Source organism: Massilia aquatica (assembly GCF_011682045.1).
Classification (GTDB): domain Bacteria; phylum Pseudomonadota; class Gammaproteobacteria; order Burkholderiales; family Burkholderiaceae_D; genus Telluria_A; species Telluria_A aquatica.
Genome location: NZ_VVIW01000003.1, coordinates 432,348 through 453,492 on the forward strand (window position 1 = coordinate 432,348; position 21,145 = coordinate 453,492).

Consider the following 21,145-nt stretch of genomic DNA (forward strand, 5'->3'; position numbering starts at 1 on the left):
GCGTAGGTGTCAAGAGTCCGGAATCGATCTGCTCCCCAGCTTTCTCGATTTCGGGCTTTGTTTTTTGTAGTGCTACTTCTTCTTGTTCAGCGCCTCCCTCTCCCTTGCTTCATCCAAGATTCTGTTGATAATCCAGTTCACCGATCGGTCCTGGTCCATTGCCATCCCCTTAAGCCAGTCACGGTTTTCTTCCGATGTACGAACCAGAATCTGCACTACGGGCTGCTTAATCATCACTGCTATCTCCTTGATGTCACGGTGACACACGCTGATAGTAAACGTCCACCTCGTTAACTACAAGCTATATTTATGTCACGGTGACTCCATTTAAATTGGGACGGTATGCTTGTATCCTGCGCGTATGACCCAAGACCCAAAGAAAATCGTGTCGCGCGAATCCGACAAATTTATGCTCCGATTTCCAGAGGGAATGCGCGAACACGTCGCCGATGCAGCCGCTCGAAATCGACGTTCGATGAATGCAGAAATCTTGGCGCGACTGGAGCAAACTTTCCGCTGGGACGCCGTGGGCCACCAACACCCAGGCGAACTGACTGCTGAGATCGAAACATCAGCGGCGCGGCTTCAGGAGCTCGTTCGCGAGTTCCGGATGCAGCAGGTTGTCATAAGCCCATCGCACTCTCCGCTGCCCTACATCGACGAAGAGGATGATGTTGATATCCCTGATATGCCAGCCGTACCCCGCCACACTCGCACACGTCGGACGCCAAAATAATTAATTAATGCACGGGCGGCTTTTGCTGCAAAAGCCGGCGCCCGAGGCTTAGCCCGGCGGATCGTCGCCGGGCAGCGGCAGGTGTTGCTGGTGCTGGCCAGGGGCAGCCGCCATCCGCTTGGTCACCGCGTCTTGGGTGATCATCGCTGCCAGTTTCGTCAGGCCCTTATTCGTGATGCGGACTTGGCGCCGTGTCTTCGGCTCACCAGTGGTTTTGCTCTCATACGGGAAGCTGTTGTATCGCAGGTCAAGCGCCTGCAATCGATCGCCGTAGGCCTTGTAACCTTCCGAGCCGATGCGCTCGTAGATCCATTTTTTGCTAACGAGATAGTCCATGAGGTCGCACTGGCGCATCTTCAGATTGGCGGCCGCATCGCGGAAGCACATCGAGCCGCTCGCATCCGCTATCAGGTTGAACCCAGCCACCGCCGGCGCTTGGTCGGCGACTTGGTGCTTCAGCTGATGTACTTTGCCCTCGGCTGTGCGCTTCGCCTCTACCTCGTCGGCCCAGGCGCGGGCTGCGGCCGCTGGATCTGCAAAGTTCGGCAAGGATGGCGGGGCAGCGTCTTTTTCAAGTTGATGCCACCGCGCAATCACCTTCCGGCGCAACACCGCACTGTAGCCAGTCAGTAGGGTGTCGGTCAGCTCGCGGTCGAGTAAATACTCGGTTTGTTGGCGGTTCAGGCTATCCAAATAGATCCCCTCAAATTTGAGGGGATCTAAGCCGAGCTCTATGAGCATTGCTTTCGTGTCACGCTTGACGTTGTCATGGCGCTTCTCGGTAAGCTCGGCGATTTCCCGAGTCGGCATCACTATGGGGGCCGACGCGGCCAGCAGATCGCTGGGTGGGCGGCCGCTCATGCTGCACTCCCGACAAAGGCGGCGAGGTCGCGTGTCGCGTCAGCGGCCAGGCTAACGCAGGTTTCCAGGATCGCACGGCGCTCGACGGCGGGAAGGATATCAATAACGCTGAGAAGGGCAACAGCTGCGCCAAGACGGCCACCAGCGGCTTTGATCTGCTCGGCAAAGCCGCCGGAGATTGATGCAGGGCGTGCGGTTGCGGGTATTTCGCTGGTGCTGGTCGTGCTGTTGATGGTCATGTTCGCCTCAGGTCGGTTGGACTGAGACTAACTATACGCAAGAAAAACTAGCTAAACAAGAGTTTTTGGTATTTTTCGCTAGTTTTTTTTATTTTCGTCTTCGTCCATCCATCCGCCAAACGCTCTCAGGGCGGCTATAACAAGATCTCTGTGGGCTTTGCTTTCGATACGATCAAACGCCGCTCCGACTTTGACCGCTTCATCCGAGAGCCCGGCTCGCGCTGGTGCTTGGCTATTCTTAGCGGCATTCTCTAGCTCCGTTAGAAGTCCTTTCATTGAAAGGGAGAAGTCTAGTTGGTGACCAGGGCCATAAGTTAGAAATTCAGGGAATGTTTGCAGTGCATCGGCAACCGCTTGCAGCCGTGACCGCTTAGGAGCAGTGCCGCCTTCTTTCTCCCACTGTTGAACGGTCTGCCACGCTGAGACGCCGACCTTTTCCGCCAACTCTTTCATTGACATACCGAGTTCTTCACGGCGCTGCTTTATTCGAGTGTGTATTGTATCCATGTCGTGATCCTACACTAGATTAATAGGTGGTGCACGCAAAATACTAGCCGATGCTGGAAATTCTAGTATAGAATGGGGCATGAACGGAATCGACAAAACTATCGCGTACTTCGGCGGCCTTGCATCCGCTGCTCGGGCCCTCGGAGTTGGGCGTTACCAAGTTGTTCAGTCGTGGCGAGCTGTCAACCGTGTTCCGGCTGAGCACTGCACGCGAATCGAAGAACTGACTGGCGGGGAAATCCGCTGCGAAGAACTCAACGATCGGGTTGACTGGGCAGTAGTTAGAAACTCGCACTCGCGCCCCACCTAATCCCACTGCGAAAAATATAGCCAACGCCACCGCTCATACGGCGGCGCGAGGCCCCTTTACGCCTAAATTTTGGAGATCAGCATGAAAACCCTCATCAAACGCACCGTCATCCAACTGTACTGCCGCGAGCTGATCAAGGGCTCGACGGTCATCCGCGCGTTCAATCGCCTCAACCTGTGGGGCGTGTAAAAAATGGAAGACATCAAAATTGGAAATGATGTCTCTGTCGGCGTAGCCGACTATGACACCGTGGCGCTCGACATTCTTGATGCGATTGGTGGTGATGGTGAGCAGATCGAAGGGGGCGTGTATCTCTTCCTCTCCACTGCCCATGCGACCAAGCTTGCCAATGCCATTTTGACGATGGTGAAAGTCGCAAATGATGCGGACAGCAAGGTGGAGATTCCAGGTGACTGAGCTGCAAATTGACGACGAACTCAAGGCATGGATTGACCCCCTGTCGGCCGACGAATATTCGATGCTTGAGGCCTCGATTCTGCAAGAGGGATGCCGCGACCCGCTGGTCGTGTGGGGTAACTATTTGCTGGATGGGCACAACCGCTATGCAATCTGCCAGCAGCATGGCATCTCCTTCCAGACCTACGAGAAGACTGGTCTTCTAACCAAGGCCGACGTCAAGATCTGGATGATCGAGAACCAGCTCGGCAAGCGCAACGCCACCGACTACGTGCGGGCAGCACTTGCGCTGAAATTGAAGCCGCTACTGGAGCAGCGCGCGAAAGATCGCATGATGGCCGGCAGGCCAGACCCTGTGCAGAATTCTGCACAGGGTGTCGGCAAGACGCGTGACGTGATAGCCAAAGCGGCTGGCGTCTCCCACGATACCGTGCGAAAAGTGGAGCAGATAGAAGCCAGCGCCACGCCTGAAGTGAAGGCTGCGGTACGGGCCGGCGAGATATCGATCAATGCAGCGGCCAAGACGCTGCCGCCGTCGAATAAGACCGCGCCACCTGGCGCTGCTGAGCGTGCAAACAGTTCCGATGGACCGCCACCGGTGCCCACCGATGCCGGAATCCCGACATCGCAGCCCGCCCCGTCCACCAATGGCGGCTCGACCGAGCCAGAGCCGGACGAGCTCGCCCTTAACGGCGGGCTTGACGGCCTGGTCGACGACACGCCCGACTTCATCGAGCTGCTGCGCGCCGAAGAAGAAAAGGTGCGCCTGCTGACCGAGCAGGTTGCAACCCTGACGTCCGAGATTGAGCGTCTACGCACTGCCGATCACGCCGCTGAGGCGGAGAGCTGGCACTACAAATTCGACCAACTCTCGAATCGGAACCGCGATCTGCAAGGCAAGGTTGTGACTTCGCAGGAAGAGGCAGACAGCTATAAAAACGAGCTGACTAAGATTCAGAAAATGATGGGCCTGAAAACTATCTGGGATATCAAGCCAGCGCTGGCCGCTAAAGGGAATGCGCGATGAGCAAACAGTTAAAACTCCGGGAATACCAGACTGGCAGTGTAGAGGCCCTGCGCGCGCGCATTCGCGAAGGGATCCGCGTGCTGATCTTGTCCATTCCAACTGGCGGCGGCAAGACTGTAATCGCCACCCACCTGGCTATCGAATGCTTGTCCAAGCCTGGCAAGCGCGTGCTATTCGTCGCGGACCGCATAGCACTGATTGAACAGACAAGCACGACTTTTGATCTGTACGGTATTCCCCATGGCGTCATCCAAGGTAACCATTGGCGCACCAAACCATGGGAGCGCGTCCAAGTGGCGAGCATCCAGACCATCGAGAAGCGTGGCTGGCCAGATGCCGACTTGATTATCGTCGACGAATGCCACACCGTCCACAAGACCGTTGCCGAGCGAATAGCGCACCTGAAGGTCAGCGCCGATGAGCGGGAGCGCAAAGCGATAGTAATTGGATTGAGCGCGACCCCCATTACAAGGGGGCTGGGAATTTCCTATGAAGCTGTCGTCACCACTATCACAACTAACGAACTGATCCGCGGGCTCGTCGAGACGGATGGTGCGCGCTCGCCTTACTTGACGCAATACCGTATCTATGCAGCCTCTGAGCCTGATATGTCCGGCGCCAAAACTCTCGGGGGCGAATGGACAGACAAGGCGGCTGCCGAGCGCTCAATGCCAATCGTCGGGGATTGCGTCGAGGAATATCTCCGTCATGCGCCCGGCAAGAAGTTCATCGCTTTCGGCTGCAATGTCGCGCACTGCGAGGAATTGCAGCGTCAGTTCGAACAGGCCGGCGTGGTGACTTCGATGTACACCTACAAAACCGATGACGAATCTCGGGCAGCAATGGTGGAGGAGTTTCGCAAGCCAGATAGCTACATCCGGGGGCTGATCAGTGTCAGCGCCTTGAGTAAGGGTTTCGATGTGAGCGACGTGGAAGTCATCATCATGGCGCGCCCGCTGAAATCCAGCTTGGCCGAGCACATTCAGATCCTGGGGCGCGGCCTGCGCATCCACCCCGGCAAGGCCGAATGCATCGTGCTGGACCATAGCGGCAACTGCATGCGCTTTTGGGCCGAGATGAACGAGTTCTTCGAGAGCGGCGTCAAGGAGCTGGACGACGGCAAGAAGAAGGCGAAACCGAAGTCCCTGCCGAAGCCGGAAAAGGAGCCCGTAAAGTGCCCCGGTTGCGCTCACGTTCACATGCCTATGCCAAGCTGCCCGGCGTGCGGTCACGCCTACAAAGTCACGCGCTCGTTTGAGCACCAGCCAGGTCTCCTGGCCGAGGTTGCGCCAGCAAAGGGCGGCAATAAGAAGGTAGCGACTACTTTTGAGGACAAGGCCGAGTTCTTCACTGGGCTGCGTTTCATCGCCGAGTCGAACAAATGGAATCCCGGCTGGGCGTCGCACAAGTTTAAGGAAAAATTCGGCGATTGGCCGGATTCGACGATCAAAGCGATGCCCTCTGCGGAGCCTAGCAAAAAGGTGCGGGGCTGGGTCACTTCACGCCGCATCGCCGAAAATCACGCCAAGAAGAAGGCTGTGAGCGCATGAGCGACTTCCTGCAATTCGTCCAGGCGAACGGCATCATCGTGCCGGACAATTTCACGTCTGGCCGCTGGATTCGGTGCAAGACCGAGAGCCACCCGCGCAAGAAGAACGGCAGCATCAAGCTGGCCGACGATGGCCTGGTCGGCTGGTGCCAGGATTACGCCGTGCACGCTGAGCCGGTGATGTGGCGCGCCAGCGATGAAGCGGCCGCGCTCGCCGCACCGATCGACCGGGCCGCGATCGCACGCCGCCAGGCCGAACGCCATGCCGCGCTGATTAAGGCGCGAGACGGCGCGCGCGCTTACTACGCCGCATGCGCGCCGCTGCGCGACAGCCACCCGTACTTGGTGAGCAAAGGCCTCGGCGTGGCCGGCTGCGTTGGACTGCGAGTCGATCACAAAGGCTGGCTGGTCGTTCCGATGCTCTACAACGGCAAGATCCTCAGCGTGCAGCGCATTTCGCCAGAAGGCGAGAAGAAGTTCCACTTCGGCGCCACCACGAAGTGCGCCTACTACACCATCGAGCGGCCTAGCGCCGTCGTCACGGTCCTGGTCGAGGGCTTCGCCACCGGTCTGACCATCTACCAAGCTATCCCGAACTGCCGTGTTGTCGTCGCCTTCAACGCCGGAAATCTTCCCGTCGTCGCTGAGCGCATGGACCGGTTCGGCATGGGCGTTGTATGTGCGGACAACGACCTGGAGACAGCTGCACGCATCGGCCGCAACCCTGGCCTCGATGCTGCGCACGCCGCCGCCGAGCTGCTGGGCGTGGGCGTCGCAGCGCCGGCCTGCAACGGCACTGACTGGAACGATTACGCCATGGAGCAGATGGAGCTGGCGCTGGAAGGCCAGGCATACAGCTTCGCCCGCAAGCGCACGGTGCTCCAGGTGCAGGCGAGCGTGTTCGCCGATATCAAGCTGAAGGTAATGCGGGAAGCGCGGCTGCTGCGCGCGAAGTAGGGCAAGCAGCCCGTATCCGACTTCGTGCGAATTTCGTTCGAAGCCGAATGCGGTACCAACCGGACGAAGTTCGTCCGGTTGCCAGGTGGAGCGGACGACACCTCAAAAAACGTGCAAGCGCCTGAATCGGCCCACACCGCAAAAAGACCGACCGCACCGTCGAACACCAGGGCACAGCACGAACAAGGCGCAGAGGGGGCCTTGCCGAGGCCTGAGAGCACAGGCCGGAGCGAACAGAGGTACAGAGTTGGAATGCTTGGCTCGTTTGGCAGGCGCATTCACCAGAGTGCGTCAATCGAAAGAGCGAGGGGGCGGCCTGGGCGAGCCGTAGCGGAACTGACCATCCGTGAATACGTCACTTTCGATACAAGTTTTTGCTGATTTTGCTCGGGGGCCAGGAACACCTAACCCTCATACATACCGACTGCGGAGGGGTTCCAACCAACCCCTCTAAATGACAACTATGGCCGAGAGAAATGCATGACAAAAAGCGAGCGCCCGATACCGGCAAAGATTGAGCAGCGCCTGATGGATTTACTGAAAATGAAGGAGTTCGATATGCAAGAAGTGAACTGGTGCCACGCAACGTACTGGTCCCGGCGCGATGACTGGCACGCGATCCTGGTGGCGTGCCACAACGCCGCGCTGGCCCGGACGGCAGCCGAAACCGTCGACGTGCGCCCATGAGCAAGCGCCCGACACTCACGCTGCGCTGGCCCGTCAAGACGCCGCCGGTGCCCGACATCGTCTTCGTTGACGTAACCGAGGACAGCGCGCCGCCGGCGCTCAAGCCAATTCGTGTCGCAACTCTGCCACCGGTGGAGCACGTCACGGTGGAGGAAGAGCACCGCGTAAACGTCCTGCGGTTGCTGGAAGGATGGGCGGCCTGGATCAGAACTGACGAGCCGCTTGCCGAAGGCGTGCCACGGCAAAGCATGGGCGCCCCTGATGCACGCATTCACGGCGTCGAGGACATGGAAATCGAGGCAAATAAGCACTCGGTGCGCGTGGTGCACACGGCGGTATGGGAATTGGACGTTGTCGAGCGTGAAGCCGTGCTGATGCACTACAGGCTCAAACGACGTGGCGTCTGGCGCGCCGACTTCGCCAAGGTGTTCGATCAGGCGGTCGACAGTTTGTACGAATTTCTCAAGGACCGCGTGGCCTGTTAGGCCTTGGACGTTCGGATTTTTCAGCATAGCGAGGCGGCGCATTCCGTCTAAAAATGGGGAGAAAAAAATGGGTCAAATGAACGAGTCGGCGCAAGCCAATCAGCGCAGCGAGAAGCCAGCAGTTTCGCTCAAGGTCATGAAAGAGCGCGGCATGCCGGGCGTGTCCACGGTAAAGAGCTGGGGCGTCGATCCGCGGCTGGTGCAGTTCGAGCCCGGCTTCAATCGGCCGATCAACCGCGAGCACGTCGAGTCGATCAAGAGCGCGCTGCGGGCCGGGTACGAGCTGGACGACATCAAGGTCCGGATCGAGGACGGCGTCATCATTGCCGTCGACGGACATCACCGGGTCACCGCCGCAGTCGAGTGGCTGGCCGAGCCTGGGGTGCGCGAACCCGATGGCGGCTTCCAGCTGGGCGCCAAGCAGTTCCGTGGTGGTGATGCGGAACGCGTCATTCACCTGATCACCAGCTCGCAGGGCCTGGGCCTGACGCCGCTGGAGCGCTCAGCGCAGTATCGCAAGCTGGTCGGCTGGGGCTGGACGCCGGCGGCGATCGCAGAGGCGGTAGGGCGGTCGGTTCAGAACGTCAGCGATGCCCTGGTTCTGGCCGACGCAAACAGCGACGTGAAACAGGCCGTGACGGAAAAGCAGATCAGCGCCAGCAATGCCGCAAAGATCGTACGCCAGAGTGGCGGGCGCGCCGGCGCCGTGATCGCTGAGCACGTCGAGGCCGCGCGCCTCCAGGGCAAGGCAAAGGCCACGGCCAAGCAGATCGCCGGGGGCACGCCGAAAGACTTGGTCTCTGCAATACGCCGAGAAATTGATAGCGGCGGTACTTTCCGGGCAGAAGAGCTGTGCCCAAGTTTCGCGGACCTGATCACCTACCTGCGCGGCACGGCGTCCACAGCGATGCCCACCCAGATGCAGCAACCGCAGTAACGCGCCAGCCGCCCCGCGATCCGGGCGGCACAACGAAAGCACATATGGAAATCATGTTTTTTGTTCTGGCGCTCGCGCTCGTGTTCGGCGCTATCGCCTACTTCATCCTCTGGCGCCGCGCGCGTTCGGGCGCCAAGAAAGAACCTGCGCCTAAGTTTCCGCCAGCTCCAACCCAGCCGCCCAGCCCACGCGCAGAACCCCAACTGCGTAGCGTGGCAGCACCACCGCTGAACAACGCTCTATACCCAGGGCACGTACCGCCTCGGACTATTCCGCAGCCTCGACCGGCACCGCCTGCGCCATCCAAGCCGTCACGCTCATCTACCGATACCACTTCCCCTGCCGACATGTACTCACCGAGTCCCGCGCCTGCATCTTCCTGGAATGAGCGCTCAAGTTATCAGGGTAGAGGCGGCACGTTCGACGGTGGCGGCGCCTCGGGCGACTGGTCCAGCACCCCAAGTTCGTCGTGCTCGTCATCGTCATCGTCGTCCGATAGCTCCAGCTCCTCAAGCTCATCCAGCTCGTCTGATAGCGGCGGCAGCTGCTCCAGCTCAGATTAAGCCCGGCCCCGCTGCGCACCGGATATGCGCAGCACCTCAAGGAGCACAGCCATGCTGAACACACCGACGAAATTGACCTGCAATACCTGCGCGCACAAGGGCTTCAGCATCATTTTTGCGATATTCGACCCATCGTTGCAGCAGTGCTACCGGCCCGGCCGAAAAATCGACTTGGTGACGGGCGAGCCAGAGGACGCCTGGTGCAATCTTGAGAGGCGGGCTGATTGCCGGTGCGGCCCAGCCGGCCGCTTCCACAGCGACGCACAGAAGGAGGATGCGCCATGCTGAACGAAATCGAAGTCCTCACTGCCCTGGCCCTGACCATCGTGGCCGGCATCTTCATCGGCGGTCTGGTGCTTTCGCTTGCCGCCATTGCCGGCGCGTCAAAAGAAAGCGCCGCCCGGCGCGAGTACAAACGGAGGCGCCTGTGAGCCCGTACGAGCTGATTGCCATCGCATTCTGGCTAGGCGTCTGGTGTGGCGCATACGTCATGGCATCCATCCTGCGCGGGAGGAAGAAATGAGCGCGCGGCCAAGAACCGCGGTTGCCGACCTGGCCGGCGCCGAGCTGGATTACTGGGTGGCGCGCGCACGCGGCACGCCGGCCGAGCACCTGTACATCGAGATCGTGCCGCGCACCGATATCCGCATCTGCGTCGATGTGTCCGGCGCGATCCCGGCGCGCTTTGACCCGTCCACGAGCTGGGCGGTCGGCGGGCCGCTGCTGGATACAGAGATTGCCGCCGAGTTTAAGGCCCTGTCCGACGCGGAATGGCAATGCGAGGACGTCATGACAGCAGCCACGGGGCGCGGGCCAACGCACCTCATCGCCGCCATGCGCGCCTACGTGGCCAGCGTGTACGGCGCCACCATCGAGGCCACGCCATGAGCGAGCGCCCAATCACGCCGGCCGAGTACTTCGCCGTGCTCAATGCGCCTGCCCGCCGCAACCCCGAGCGCAGCTGGGCGAAGCCGCAGGAGCGATACCGCGATCCGGCCTTGAGTGTCAAGTTCGAGCGCGAGCAGAAGGGAAAAATAAACCGCTGCAATTCGGCAATTTCCTTGGTGGAGTATGGTAAGGTGGGAGGGTCTTCTACAGGAGAAACTATGCTTCTCACCGCCAAACTCGGCTTTCCCTCTGTCGCTGGTCTTCGTCGAGTTCGCCGGGATGAAGTGCGCGCCCCAACGTTCGTCAAGCCCGATGGGCTCGACCTTTGCTTGTCCTGCTGGAAGGAGTGGATGAGCCGAGACGACACCGACCTGGGCATCAAGAACCAGTCCACCCTGCGCGGCGAAGGTGATGGGTACGGCACCGTTGACACCTCGCAGATGCGCCGGGACAACGAGATAGCTGAGGCGACCGATGCCATGGTGCGCAGCCTCAAGAGCTCACACCAGTGGGCGATGCGGCGCAAGTGCGGCATCACACGCGGCAACGTCTGGAACTTCCATCAGCTGGACTATGTGGCTGAAGCGCAGGATGCGTGTGTCGAGCTGGAAAAGAAGTTGCGCACGAACATTGCAACCCGGTTACTTTGGTGATAGAGTTACGGCACTGGCTGTTTCTCCTATGGGGAAACGGCTTTTTTGCTTGGCGCCCCAAGACGAATGATGACTGCAAGCCGCGCTTCAATGCGCACCAGCACCGGATCAATAACCCGAGCAGAAGTCATTCGTGTTGGGGGAATAGCCTACCGGGCGCCCGTGAACGCCCCTTTCAGGATTAGCTATCCGCCAGAGGGAAACTCCACCGGCCACCAACAACCCTACCGCCTACCTTGCAGATAGCATGGAGGCACAGAGAAGCCCGCACCGAAAGGTAGCGGGCTTTTTGCGTTCAGAGTTTGCAGGGCCGGCTTTGTCCGGCACGAGTCAGCGGAAACACCGAGCCATGACCTGCACTGGCCGGCAAGCTGTAAAGCCCCGATTTCGCTGACTCACCCGAATTTACATTGCTCCGCCGAGGTCACCATGACGCAGACCACCAAGCCCGACAAGCGCCAGGTGCGCGCATACATGGCCCGGCGCACGTACGCTGAACCTGACGACCCGCCGCCCACGATCGAGGAGATACGCCGCATCTTGGGCTGGGGCCTGGTCCCGCATAACGACGACGCGAACGAGCAGCCATGACCACCGCACACGAGCGCACCTGGCTGATGATCGCCATTCAGCTGGCCACGCTGCAGAACGACATCGCCCAGGCCGCGCGCCACTCGGTAGGCATGGGCGCCATGAGCAACAGCCGGGTGCCACCTGCACATGCAGGCATCGCCCGGATCGCCTGATACAGCGCGCCATCGCACTCCAGCGGCGCGAATCGCAATAGCGGGTGCAGTCACCGACGAACCATGACTACGGTCTCCCACCGCAGCGGATCGCGGCTAATCGCGTAGAGCGGGCGGTGACACTACCAAGAACCAACGAAGGGAAAGCCGCTATGGCAGCACGACCCAAGACAGTTTGTCGTAAGGTGGCATGCGGCGCATTGCTCGATACGCCAGGCTACTGTGCCAGACACGCCAAGCTAAAGGTAGGCTGGAATCGCTCACACGGTGACAAGAGCAGTGCAGAGCGCGGATATGGCTGGGAATGGCAGAAGCTACGTTCACGCATCCTGAGCCGCGACGTGGGCCTGTGCAAGATTAAGCGGCCGGGCTGTACCTTCGTCGCCCGTGAGGTCGATCACATCATAGGCAAGGAGCAAGCTCGCAGCCGAGGATGGACCGACGAGCAGATCGACGCGGAAAGCAACCTTCAGTCGGCCTGCACTCGCTGCCATACGGCAAAGACGCAGGAGGAAGGATAGCAATGCGCGCATTCGGCACGGAGGGGGGGCGGTCAAAAGTCCGGACGGAAAGCTCTCTAGACCGACTGTTTCATTCAATTTTCACATCCACAATTCAAACTTTCAAAATTTCCACGGAGTAACCAATGCCGAAGCCCCGCACGCCTTCGAATATCCTCGAGGCACGGGGAGCGTTCGCCCACAATCCGGATCGCCAGCGCGAAGATTTTGAATCCGGCGCCTTCGATAAAGCGGCGCCGGCGTATTTCAATGACGCCCAGGTCGCAGTGTGGGATGAAATGGTCGGCCTGTTGCCGGAATCCGTATTGCAATCAACCGACCGCATGGCCGTTGAGTTGACGTCGCGCCTGGTCGCCCGCTTCCGCGCGCTCGACGATGGCGATGTGACGATGGCACAAGCGGCGCAGATTCGAACCGCGCTGGCCTCGCTTGGCATGACCCCGGCCGACCGGTCGCGTGTGTCGTCCAAAAAAGCCCCCAAAGTCAATCCGTTCCTGGCGTTGGTGGGGCAGAAGAAAGCCTGACGTGTCCGCCGATTATGTCGGCACCGCGCTGGAGTACGCGAAGGCGGTCACCCGAGGCGATGTCATTGCGTGCAAATGGGTCAGACTCGCGTGCAAGCGCCACCTCAACGACCTGAAGGCGGCTAAGAAGCGCGGCGCCAAGTTCTATTTCGACGAGGATGCCGGTAACAAGGTCTGCCAGTTCCTCTCGCTGATGCCGCACACCAAAGGCAAGTGGGCCCGGCAGCGCGAGCTGATCGTGCTGCAACCGTGGCAGTGTTTCGCGTTCTGCGTGCTGTTCGGCTGGAAGCAGTCGAAGGACGGGCGCCGGCGTTTCCGCAAAGCCTATTTCGCCGTGCCGCGAAAGAACGGGAAGTCGATCATCGGCTCGGGCATCGGGCTCTACATGTTCGCGGCCGACGGCGAGTTTGGCGCCGAAGTCTATTCGGGTGCGACGACAGAGCGCCAGGCATGGGAGGTATTCCGGCCTGCCAAGCAGATGCTCGAGCGCACGCCAGAACTGCGCGACGCTTTCGGCGCTGAGGTGTGGGCCAAGGCGTTGGTCAATCCCGAGGACGGATCACGTTTTGAACCGGTTATCGGCAAGCCGGGTGACGGTTCGAGCCCATCGTGCGCCATTGTGGATGAGTACCATGAGCATGACACCAGCGACCTGGTCGACACGATGGAAACAGGCATGGGGTCGCGTGAGCAGCCCCTGATGCTGATGATCACGACTGCCGGCTTCAACATCGCCGGCCCGTGCTTCGATCAGGAGTCGGACGCAAAGAAGATGCTCGAAGGTGTACTCGACAATGACGAATTGTTCGTACTAATTTACACCATCGACGATTCCGACAAGTGGGATGATCCGGCTTCGCTGTACAAGGCAAACCCGAATATGGGCGTGTCGGTTGATATCGACTTCCTGCTCAGCCAGCAACGCCAGGCGGTGCAGAGTGCCTCGAAGCAGACGCGATTCAAGACGAAGCACCTGAACATCTGGTGCTCGGCCAAAGCGGCGTGGCTCAATCTGCTGGAGTGGGACAAGTGCACGGATCGCACGCTGCGCCCGGAGCAGTTCAAGGGTGATAAGTGCTACCTCACGCTCGACCTGGCACACCGGTCAGACGTGTGCGTGATCATGCTGATGTTCGTGAAAGAGATCGCAGGCAAGCAGCACTTCTACCTGTTCGGCAGTTACTACTTGCCCGAGAACGCGATCGAGAACGACACCAAGAATTGCAGCGCCTACCGCAAGTGGGTAATCGAGGGGTTCCTGCAACAGCACGACGGTGCCGAAATTGACTTCGATCTGATCGAGGAAGACACGCTGGCCATGATCGCGGAGTACGGACCGGAGGAAGTCGTATTCGATCCGTACCGCGCCGCGCAGCTGGAGCAGCGATTGACGAAGCAGGGCATCAACGCGGTGGAGCTGGGGCAGACGGTAAAGAACCTGTCGTTGCCGATGAAAGAGTTTGAAAGTGCAGTGAAAGCCGGCCGCGTGCACCACGACGGCAACCCGGTGCTGACCTGGATGGCTTCGAATGTGGTTGCCAAGCTGGACGCAAAAGACAACATCTACCCTCGCAAGGAAAAACCCGAGCAGAAGATCGACGGGATTGTCGCGGGGATCATGGGCGTAGCGCGCGCGATGAGCGGCGAGACGAACGAAATTTTGCAAGGTTTTGTGGATATCTAAATGAAAATATTTGATGCGATTGCCGCCATGTTTACCGGGTGGCAGGCATCGTCACGTCCAGAGATTTCGAACGTGAGCTACAGCGACGCCGTGATGGATGCATTCGGCGTCTCTGCGGCCGGCACCACGGTATCCGCCACTTCCGCCATGCGCGTGTCGGCTGTGGCCGCCTGCGTTGCCAAGATCAGCGGTGCGATCGTCAGCATGCCGATCCATGAGTACTCGATGGATGGCGGCGAGATCCCGGCCATCCTCCCGCGCAGCGACCTGTGGTATCTGCTCAACGAGCAGCCCAGCCCGCAATTTACTGCGGCGTCGATGTGGGAAGGCGCCAGCATGTCGCAACTGCTGCGCGGCGACGCCTTCGGCCTTATCAAGTGGCGCGCCAATGGCAGGCCCCGCGAGATACTGCCGCTGCCATGGGGGTGCGTGTCACCGATTCGCACCATCGCCGGAGGTGTTCGCTACTACGTCAACATGCCTTCGCATGGCATTTCCACCTGGTTCGAACCGTCCGACATCCTGCATTTCCCCGGCATGGGCTTTGATGACACGATCATGCGGTCGATGTCGGTGATCCAGTTTGGCGCGCGCAATGCAATCGGCAATGCCCTGGCCATGGATGAGTACAGCGGGAAGTTCTTCGAGAACGGCGCTCACCCTTCGATGATCCTGCAAAGCACTGGCAAGATGAGTCCAAGTCAGATTGCAGACCTTCAGCAAGCCTTCGCGCGCAAGTACGCCGGCCTGAGGAACGCGCACGCTGTGCCGCTGGTGCTGACCGAAGGGCTGACGGCCAACCAGATGAATATTTCAGCCGAGGACTGCCAGCTGCTTGACGCCCGCAGATTCCAAGTTCTCGATGTGGCGCGCGCATTTGGCGTGCCGGGCTTCATGATCAACGAGTCGACCGGCGCGACATCGTGGGGATCTGGCATCGAATCGATTGGCCGCGCTTTTGTTCAGTACACCTTGCAGACCTGGCTGAAAAAAATCGAGCAGGAGCTCAACCGCAAGCTGTACCCGCGCAACACCGGCCGCTTCCTTGAATTCCACCGTGAAGCGCTTTACGAGGGCGATATTGGCGCGCAGGGCGCCTTCTACCGGCTGGCGCTGGGCGGGCCTGGTGCCGGCGACGCCTTCATGACGTTAAACGAAGTGCGTCGCCGGCAGCGATTGCCGCCAGTGGACGGCGGCAATGAGCTCTACCGCGCGCCGCGCGATCAACCCCAACCTGCTCCGAAAGGTGTCGAATGACCTACCTTATGAAACTCTGCGTTGATAACGCCGCATCCTCGACGGTGAAGCAATCAATCTTTGTATCGAACAGCACCGGCCAGACGCTCTATATCCGGGGCGTCATCGCCGCGAACTTCGACGCGAATGCGGCCGATGTGATCGCCAGCCTGGATCAGGCCGATCCAGAGCAGGTGCTCAATATTCGATTCAACACTCCAGGAGGCGATGTCTTCCAGGGCAAGGAGATCGCTGCGGCCATCAGGAACTATCCTGGCGCGACCATCGGCCACATCGACAGCCTGTGCGCCAGCGCCGGCACCAGCATTGCCCTTGCATGCGACGAGGTCGAGATGAGCAAGGGCGCCTTTTTCATGATCCACAACGCGCAGGCAATGGCGTTCGGCGACAAGACCGATCTGCGCGATCAGGCCGACCTGGTCGAAAAGATTGAACTCTCGATCGTGGACGACTACACCGAGAAGACCGGCAAGCCTGCCGACGAGGTGATCGCAATGATGGAAGAGGAAACGTGGATGGACGCCGACGAGGCGTTGTCCCACGGCTTCATCGACCGCATCGCTGGTGCCACGGCCAAGGCTTCGAACGCCTGGAACCTGGCCGCCTATTCGAACGCGCCCGCAGCACTCGCCCCGCGGGCGCCATCGGTGACCCCTCCGCCTACGCAGCGGTCGATGTCCCAGGCAAACGCCAACCGCCTCGCACTGATTCAAGCCCTGTAACGCTTCTCGCGTACGCCCGCCGAGGTCGGTCCACCTCACCCAATCGGGGGCCAATGTGGCTCCCTTTTTTTTGAAAGAAACACATGGTCACTATCGAAGCCCTGCGCGAGAAGATTGCAAACCTCGCTACCCAAGCCAATCACCTGCTCGCCGAGAAGGGTGATCAAGTCTGGACCAAAGACGACCAGAAGAAATTCGACAACCTGACGGACGAAATCGCGTCAACCAAGGGCCAGGTCCGCAACATCGAAAAAATGCGCGAGCTGGAAGCCGACCAGTATTTCAAGGAAAACGGCCCAACCAACAAGGCCGAGCCTGGTGTAACAGTCGACGCTCTGGTCGCCGTCGCCCTGTACATGCGCAACGGCACCAACGTCACGGCCGAGCAAGCCGTCGCAATCCGCAACGCGATGTCGACCACGACCCCGGCCGAGGGCGGTTACACCGTGCCGGCCGAGATCGCCACGATGGTGATCGAAAGGCTCAAGGCGTTCGGCGGTATGCGCGAGGTGGCCACGATCATTTCGACCACCGGTGGCAATCCGCTGAATTACCCGACGTCGGATGGCACTGGTGAGGTTGGCGAAATCGTTGGCGAGAACGCGCCAGCGACCGGTGGCGATGTCACGTTCGGCACGGTCGGGCTGCCGGTGTTCAAGTATTCGTCCAAGAAAATTGCACTGCCGCTGGAGCTGATCCAGGACAGCGCCATCGACGTCATCGCCCTGGTTGTGAACCGCCTGGCGATGCGCATCGCACGCATCCAGAATACCCACTTCACCATTGGCCCAGGCACGACCGCTCCAGACGGCGTGATCACCCGCGCCGGCATTGGCAAGATTGGTTCGACGGGCCAGACTGTCACGATCACTTACGACGACACCATCGACCTCAAGCACGCGGTCAACCGCGCATACCGCGCCAGCGCTGCGTACATGATGAACGATCTGAGCGTTGCCACCGTGTCGAAGCTGAAGGACACGACCAACCGCCCGATCTGGACGCCGGCGATCACCGCCAGCGCCCCTGATCTGTTGAACGGCCACCCTGTCGCGATCAACGACGATGTCCCGGTCATGGCGGCAAACGCGAAATCGATCGCGTTTGGCGACTTCTCGCAGTACACCATTCGCGATGTGGCGGGCAGCACGGTCCTCCGCCGCTTCGACGACTCGGCGTTTGCCTTGAACGGCCAGGTTGGCTTCTGCGGCTGGCAGCGCTCCGGCGGCAACCTGCTCGAGCCGGCCGCCGTCAAGGTCTACCAGAACTCGGCCACCTAACTCACGCGCGGCGAGCATCAAGCTCGCCGCATCCTCACCTCAAGAAAGAATCTCATGGCAAAAGTAACAAAGGCGCCCGAAGGCGCTGTGAAAGTCCGCGTGCTGGTGGGCTGCACGCTGGGTCATTGCGATGACGTGGTCGAGGTTGCGGCTGACGATCTGCCCGGCCTGGCCGGCGTGGTCGACGCCGATCCCGCTGCCGTCGCGTACGCCGAATCCATCAAGAAAGCCTAACCTATGACCATCCGCCTACTCTGCGCCTACGCGAGCTACCCGGCGAACGCTCTCGCAGTGTTCGACGCCGCCACTGAGGCCGGCCTGGTAGCCGCAAAGATGGCGAGCACCGATTTGACGGGCGGTGCGATCTATATCGCAAAGTATCCGAACTCCGGCTTGCCTTTGACGGGCGAGCCCATCACTCGTACCGAAGCGCTATACCGTTTCTGGGGCATTTGCGGTACCGGTGGCGTGCTGTGCCCTGCTGGCAACCAATCTCCCAGCAATTTCACGAGCAGCATGAAATTCGAGGTAGAGGCGCCGTTCTATGCGGTGCGGCTGCTGCGGATCAATCGTTCAGGCGCAAACGTGCTGGACGCGCAGAAGGCCCTCATCGGCGTGACTGGATCGAACGCGACAGACACGTCATACGGACTGACGGCGAGCCAGAACCTCACCGTGCCGGTGATCAATGGCGTCCCCTATCCGCAACTCGCGCCCGCTGGAACTGCAAACGGCTTTCAGCCGGTTGTTTGGCCCGGTCGGGAGGTTGCCAGCCTGACCAACACGACCACTACCGCAACGATGACCACGAAGCTGCCGCACGGCCTCATCACCGGCGCCACGGTCACAGTTCGCAATGCCGACCTGCCGGCCTACAACGTGACGAACACCCCAGTCATCGTGACCAGCACAACGGCATTCACCTACGCCATGGGCGCAGATCCTGGCGCAGCTGCGGCGGCGGTCGGCAGCTACACGGCCAGTATGGTGGGCGTGCTGCGACCCAATGTCGACCAGACGTACGCGATGTCGGAGAAGTCGTATGTCAAGAGCGTGCCTCGCCTCGACGGCAGCGGCCGACCTTTGCTGCTCATTCGGCTGCACTGCAACGGCGCCGTGTATCCATTTCCGTTTCACACGATGTCTGCACTGGCCCGCACCCCGTCAGCGGCACTGCGCGGCCGCACATACCAGATGGGGTATGCATTGAGCGATGCCGTGGCAACGCCGAACACGTTGATGGGCCTGGCTGGGGAATTGCTGGACGTGTACCCAGTTGTGTCGCATTCAGTCCCGGTGTTGAGTCTTTGGCATGCCAACGATTCGACCGGCCAGAACGACGCGATCGTCGCCGACAAGATTTCAAGCTGGATGCACCGTGCATGTTTGACGCTGTCGACTCCGCAAAAGCCGATCGCATTTTCCAATTTCTGCGCAAGTTCACAGACGTCGATGACCTACTGGAACCAGGTAAAAGCGGCTTTGGCAGCAGGCGCTCCGCCGCCGTCCATCCTTGTGGTGGGCTGCGACAGCGTGAACGACGGCGTGAACACCGATGGAACGGTGGCAGCCGCGTTCGGGCTGGCCGCCGATGTGATGAGCGTCTGCAAAAGGTATGGCATCCCGAAGCCGGTCATGCACCCACGCATGCCGCTCAATACCTTGAACGCGGCGCAATACGCACTGAAGGTTGCGCAGGACATCGAGCTGGCGAAAGTTGCCGCCGCCTTCGGGATCGACTGGATGCCGCTTCCTGTCCTGGGTGATGGGGCGAACCCGGAGCGCTGGAACACGGCCTACAACCATTTAGGTGACGGCTACCACCCGAACGAACTGTGCATTGAAACCGTTTTGTCCACGTACGCCGCTGCGTACATCGCTTCGCGGTATTTGTAAAAGCCATGACCTCACGACAAATCACCCCGCCGGCCGCGATGGCGGTTTCGCTGGAAGCCGCAAAGCTCCAGCTGCGCGAGACGTCGACCGATCTGGACACGTCGATCGAACTGTGGCTTAAGGGCATCACGCTGGAATGTGAGCACCAGATCGGCCGCGCGCTGATCAAGCAGACCTGGCAAGCCACGCTGCCGGCCTTTGACGACGCTATCCGGCTGGAAGGCGCGCCGCTGATCGCCGTGCAGAGCGTCAGCTACTACGACGCCGACAACGTGCTCCAGATCCTGGCGCCGGAAGCCTACTACGTCGATGCTGTGACCGAGCCCGGTTACATCGTAGCGGCCGCCGGCGCGGGCTGGCCAGCCACGTACACACGCCGCAACGCCGTGGTGGTCGAATACACCTGCGGCTACGGCGAGACCGAGGACAAGGTGCCCGAGAGCATCAAGCTGTACATCCTGGCGCGCCTGTCCGAACAGTTCGACCCGGCGACGCGCGAGTTCAAGGAAACATCGCAGTCCGTGTATGTCAACCGGCTGCTGGACCGCTACCGGGTGTACGCATGAGCGCCTTCGCGCAGACCCTGCGCCACCTGGTGACGATTCAGCAGCGCGGGCCGGCGCAGGACGCGGCCGGCGAGCCGCTGCCGGACGCCTGGGCCGACTGGCCGCCCAAGGTGTGGGCAGACATTCGATTCACGGGCGGGCTGGAAACGATCAAGGCAGGCGCTGTTACCCCGACCGCGCAAGCGTCGATTCGTATGCGCCAGCGCGCCGGGCTGACCACCAGCATGCGCGTGCTCTACGAAGGCAAATTCTACGAGGTGCGCGCCGTGCTGCCCGACATGAAAAACCGTTCTTTTGTTGACCTGGTTGCGGAGGTGGTAGGTGCTTAAATTTGACACAGCAGCGTTTCAAGACGCGATCGCCAAGGCCACGAATCAGATCGCCGAGGCCGTCGACGAGTCCAGCCTGCGTGCCGCCGGGTTCGCCGGCGCCGAGGTGTTCCGCGACGAGGCAAAGCGCAACGCTGCCGCTCACCGTAAGACCGGCGTGTTGGAGAAGAGCATCATCATCAAGCGCGTGGAAGAGGGCTCCGATGGCAACAAACGCCAGGAGTACGTGGTGACGGTCCGCAGTGGTGCGTACGGCGCCAAGGGCGACGCCTTCTATTGGCGCTTCCTGGAGTTCGGCACGGCCAGCACGCCGGCGTCTCCCTTCATGCGCCCAGCGTACGAGAGCAAGAAGCAGGAGGCCGCTGCCGTGATGGCGGCGACGCTCTCCGAAGCTATCGGCAGGAAGCTGCGCAAATGATCCTCGAAGCCACGATCTTCAACGCCCTGCATGAACTGGTCGACAACAGGGTTTTCCCGGACTTCGCGCCGGAGGGCACGCCACGGCCATATATCACGTACCAGGCCGTTGGCGGCAATCCCATCAACATGATCGACGGCACAGTCCCGGACAAGGAATTGACGCGCGTGCAGGTCAACGTGTGGGCCGGCACGCGCTTGGAAGCATCCGGCCTGGGCAAGCAGGTCGAGAACACTTTGCGCGACGTGGCGGCGCTGCAAACCACCGTGCTAACCGGCAGGATGGCAACCTTTGATGAAGCCACCAAACTGCGCGGGACGATGCAGGACTTCGAATTTTTCTTCTGACCCGACTCTTTTTTCCATGCCCGTTTCGGGCGAACCACC

The 21,145-nt window shown here is 60.4% G+C and carries 31 protein-coding genes; 27 read left to right on the plus strand and 4 right to left on the minus strand.

Features of this window, described 5'->3' with window-relative positions; genetic code table 11:
- Window positions 1-72: 72 nt before the first annotated feature.
- On the minus strand, window positions 73-237 hold the full coding sequence (locus F1609_RS07955; protein ID WP_167075936.1) for a hypothetical protein: 165 nt from the start codon (window positions 235-237) through the stop codon (window positions 73-75).
- Window positions 238-361: 124 nt separating this feature from the next.
- Here F1609_RS07955 and F1609_RS35200 point away from each other — a divergent pair, with 124 nt between their 5' ends.
- A complete protein-coding gene (locus F1609_RS35200; RefSeq protein ID WP_167075937.1) occupies window positions 362-736 on the plus strand; it encodes an Arc family DNA-binding protein in 375 nt (124 codons plus the stop codon).
- A gap of 48 nt (window positions 737-784) precedes the next feature.
- Here the strand turns inward: F1609_RS35200 and F1609_RS07965 are convergent, their stop codons facing one another.
- The 3 genes from F1609_RS07965 to F1609_RS07975 all read right to left on the minus strand — a co-directional run bounded on the left by F1609_RS07965 (window position 785) and on the right by F1609_RS07975 (window position 2,343).
- Window positions 785-1,597, minus strand: coding sequence for a phage regulatory protein/antirepressor Ant (locus F1609_RS07965; protein ID WP_167075938.1), 813 nt, complete (start codon window positions 1,595-1,597; stop codon window positions 785-787).
- Window positions 1,594-1,836 carry a hypothetical protein gene (locus tag F1609_RS07970; RefSeq protein WP_167075939.1) on the minus strand — a complete coding sequence of 81 codons (243 nt, stop codon included), beginning with the start codon at window positions 1,834-1,836 and terminating at the stop codon, window positions 1,594-1,596. Before F1609_RS07970 ends, F1609_RS07965 begins: the two co-directional genes overlap by 4 nt.
- Before the next feature lie 78 nt (window positions 1,837-1,914).
- Entirely contained in the window at window positions 1,915-2,343 is a 429-nt protein-coding gene (locus tag F1609_RS07975; RefSeq protein WP_167075940.1) for a helix-turn-helix domain-containing protein, read from the minus strand.
- 79 nt (window positions 2,344-2,422) lie between these two features.
- On the opposite strand from F1609_RS07975, the gene F1609_RS35330 reads away from it, so the two are divergent.
- The 26 genes from F1609_RS35330 (at window position 2,423) to F1609_RS08105 (ending at window position 21,106) form a co-directional block, all read left to right on the plus strand.
- A complete protein-coding gene (locus F1609_RS35330; protein ID WP_166893590.1) occupies window positions 2,423-2,653 on the plus strand; it encodes a transcriptional regulator in 231 nt (76 codons plus the stop codon).
- 192 nt (window positions 2,654-2,845) lie between these two features.
- On the plus strand, window positions 2,846-3,070 hold the full coding sequence (locus F1609_RS07985; protein WP_167075941.1) for a hypothetical protein: 225 nt from the start codon (window positions 2,846-2,848) through the stop codon (window positions 3,068-3,070).
- The gene (locus F1609_RS07990; RefSeq protein ID WP_167075942.1) at window positions 3,063-4,097 is read left to right on the plus strand and encodes a hypothetical protein; all 1,035 of its coding nucleotides are present in this window, start codon (window positions 3,063-3,065) and stop codon (window positions 4,095-4,097) included. Before F1609_RS07985 ends, F1609_RS07990 begins: the two co-directional genes overlap by 8 nt.
- On the plus strand, window positions 4,094-5,647 hold the full coding sequence (locus tag F1609_RS07995) for a DEAD/DEAH box helicase (protein WP_167075943.1): 1,554 nt from the start codon (window positions 4,094-4,096) through the stop codon (window positions 5,645-5,647). Before F1609_RS07990 ends, F1609_RS07995 begins: the two co-directional genes overlap by 4 nt.
- Window positions 5,644-6,603, plus strand: coding sequence for a toprim domain-containing protein (locus tag F1609_RS08000; protein WP_167075944.1), 960 nt, complete (start codon window positions 5,644-5,646; stop codon window positions 6,601-6,603). Before F1609_RS07995 ends, F1609_RS08000 begins: the two co-directional genes overlap by 4 nt.
- Window positions 6,604-7,083: 480 nt before the next feature.
- The gene (locus F1609_RS08005) at window positions 7,084-7,290 is read left to right on the plus strand and encodes a hypothetical protein (RefSeq protein ID WP_167075945.1); all 207 of its coding nucleotides are present in this window, start codon (window positions 7,084-7,086) and stop codon (window positions 7,288-7,290) included.
- Window positions 7,287-7,775 carry a hypothetical protein gene (locus F1609_RS08010; RefSeq protein ID WP_167075946.1) on the plus strand — a complete coding sequence of 163 codons (489 nt, stop codon included), beginning with the start codon at window positions 7,287-7,289 and terminating at the stop codon, window positions 7,773-7,775. Before F1609_RS08005 ends, F1609_RS08010 begins: the two co-directional genes overlap by 4 nt.
- Before the next feature lie 67 nt (window positions 7,776-7,842).
- Complete coding sequence (locus tag F1609_RS08015) at window positions 7,843-8,712, plus strand: ParB/RepB/Spo0J family partition protein (protein WP_167075947.1); 870 nt, start codon at window positions 7,843-7,845, stop codon at window positions 8,710-8,712.
- A gap of 614 nt (window positions 8,713-9,326) precedes the next feature.
- Entirely contained in the window at window positions 9,327-9,563 is a 237-nt protein-coding gene (locus tag F1609_RS08020) for a hypothetical protein (protein WP_167075948.1), read from the plus strand.
- Window positions 9,557-9,706, plus strand: a complete 150-nt coding sequence (locus F1609_RS08025; RefSeq protein ID WP_167075949.1) for a hypothetical protein — start codon at window positions 9,557-9,559, stop codon at window positions 9,704-9,706. The genes F1609_RS08020 and F1609_RS08025 overlap by 7 nt, the downstream gene beginning before the upstream one ends.
- Before the next feature lie 43 nt (window positions 9,707-9,749).
- Window positions 9,750-10,163, plus strand: coding sequence for a phage protein NinX family protein (locus F1609_RS08030; RefSeq protein ID WP_167075950.1), 414 nt, complete (start codon window positions 9,750-9,752; stop codon window positions 10,161-10,163).
- Window positions 10,160-10,816, plus strand: a complete 657-nt coding sequence (locus F1609_RS08035) for a hypothetical protein (protein WP_167075951.1) — start codon at window positions 10,160-10,162, stop codon at window positions 10,814-10,816. Before F1609_RS08030 ends, F1609_RS08035 begins: the two co-directional genes overlap by 4 nt.
- 429 nt (window positions 10,817-11,245) lie before the next feature.
- On the plus strand, window positions 11,246-11,407 hold the full coding sequence (locus F1609_RS08040; protein WP_167075952.1) for a hypothetical protein: 162 nt from the start codon (window positions 11,246-11,248) through the stop codon (window positions 11,405-11,407).
- Complete coding sequence (locus F1609_RS08045; RefSeq protein ID WP_167075953.1) at window positions 11,404-11,562, plus strand: hypothetical protein; 159 nt, start codon at window positions 11,404-11,406, stop codon at window positions 11,560-11,562. The genes F1609_RS08040 and F1609_RS08045 overlap by 4 nt, the downstream gene beginning before the upstream one ends.
- Before the next feature lie 152 nt (window positions 11,563-11,714).
- Window positions 11,715-12,083, plus strand: coding sequence for an HNH endonuclease (locus F1609_RS08050; RefSeq protein ID WP_167075954.1), 369 nt, complete (start codon window positions 11,715-11,717; stop codon window positions 12,081-12,083).
- 125 nt (window positions 12,084-12,208) lie between these two features.
- The gene (locus tag F1609_RS08055) at window positions 12,209-12,607 is read left to right on the plus strand and encodes a P27 family phage terminase small subunit (RefSeq protein ID WP_167075955.1); all 399 of its coding nucleotides are present in this window, start codon (window positions 12,209-12,211) and stop codon (window positions 12,605-12,607) included.
- A 1-nt stretch (window position 12,608) separates the two neighbouring features.
- Window positions 12,609-14,291 carry a terminase large subunit gene (locus tag F1609_RS08060; RefSeq protein ID WP_167075956.1) on the plus strand — a complete coding sequence of 561 codons (1,683 nt, stop codon included), beginning with the start codon at window positions 12,609-12,611 and terminating at the stop codon, window positions 14,289-14,291.
- Window positions 14,292-15,548, plus strand: coding sequence for a phage portal protein (locus F1609_RS08065; protein WP_167075957.1), 1,257 nt, complete (start codon window positions 14,292-14,294; stop codon window positions 15,546-15,548).
- Entirely contained in the window at window positions 15,545-16,270 is a 726-nt protein-coding gene (locus tag F1609_RS08070) for a head maturation protease, ClpP-related (protein WP_167075958.1), read from the plus strand. The genes F1609_RS08065 and F1609_RS08070 overlap by 4 nt, the downstream gene beginning before the upstream one ends.
- A gap of 83 nt (window positions 16,271-16,353) precedes the next feature.
- Window positions 16,354-17,550 (plus strand): phage major capsid protein, encoded by a 1,197-nt coding sequence (locus tag F1609_RS08075; RefSeq protein ID WP_167075959.1) that lies wholly within the window; start codon window positions 16,354-16,356, stop codon window positions 17,548-17,550.
- A 54-nt stretch (window positions 17,551-17,604) separates the two neighbouring features.
- Complete coding sequence (locus tag F1609_RS08080) at window positions 17,605-17,784, plus strand: hypothetical protein (RefSeq protein WP_167075960.1); 180 nt, start codon at window positions 17,605-17,607, stop codon at window positions 17,782-17,784.
- 3 nt (window positions 17,785-17,787) lie between these two features.
- Window positions 17,788-19,446, plus strand: a complete 1,659-nt coding sequence (locus F1609_RS08085) for a hypothetical protein (RefSeq protein WP_167075961.1) — start codon at window positions 17,788-17,790, stop codon at window positions 19,444-19,446.
- A gap of 5 nt (window positions 19,447-19,451) precedes the next feature.
- A complete protein-coding gene (locus tag F1609_RS08090) occupies window positions 19,452-20,012 on the plus strand; it encodes a head-tail connector protein (RefSeq protein WP_167075962.1) in 561 nt (186 codons plus the stop codon).
- Window positions 20,009-20,341: a phage head closure protein gene (locus tag F1609_RS08095; RefSeq protein ID WP_167075963.1), complete on the plus strand. Its 333-nt coding sequence runs from the start codon at window positions 20,009-20,011 to the stop codon at window positions 20,339-20,341. The genes F1609_RS08090 and F1609_RS08095 overlap by 4 nt, the downstream gene beginning before the upstream one ends.
- Window positions 20,334-20,759: an HK97-gp10 family putative phage morphogenesis protein gene (locus F1609_RS08100; RefSeq protein ID WP_167075964.1), complete on the plus strand. Its 426-nt coding sequence runs from the start codon at window positions 20,334-20,336 to the stop codon at window positions 20,757-20,759. Before F1609_RS08095 ends, F1609_RS08100 begins: the two co-directional genes overlap by 8 nt.
- Window positions 20,756-21,106, plus strand: coding sequence for a DUF3168 domain-containing protein (locus F1609_RS08105; protein WP_167075965.1), 351 nt, complete (start codon window positions 20,756-20,758; stop codon window positions 21,104-21,106). The genes F1609_RS08100 and F1609_RS08105 overlap by 4 nt, the downstream gene beginning before the upstream one ends.
- Window positions 21,107-21,145: the final 39 nt, after the last annotated feature.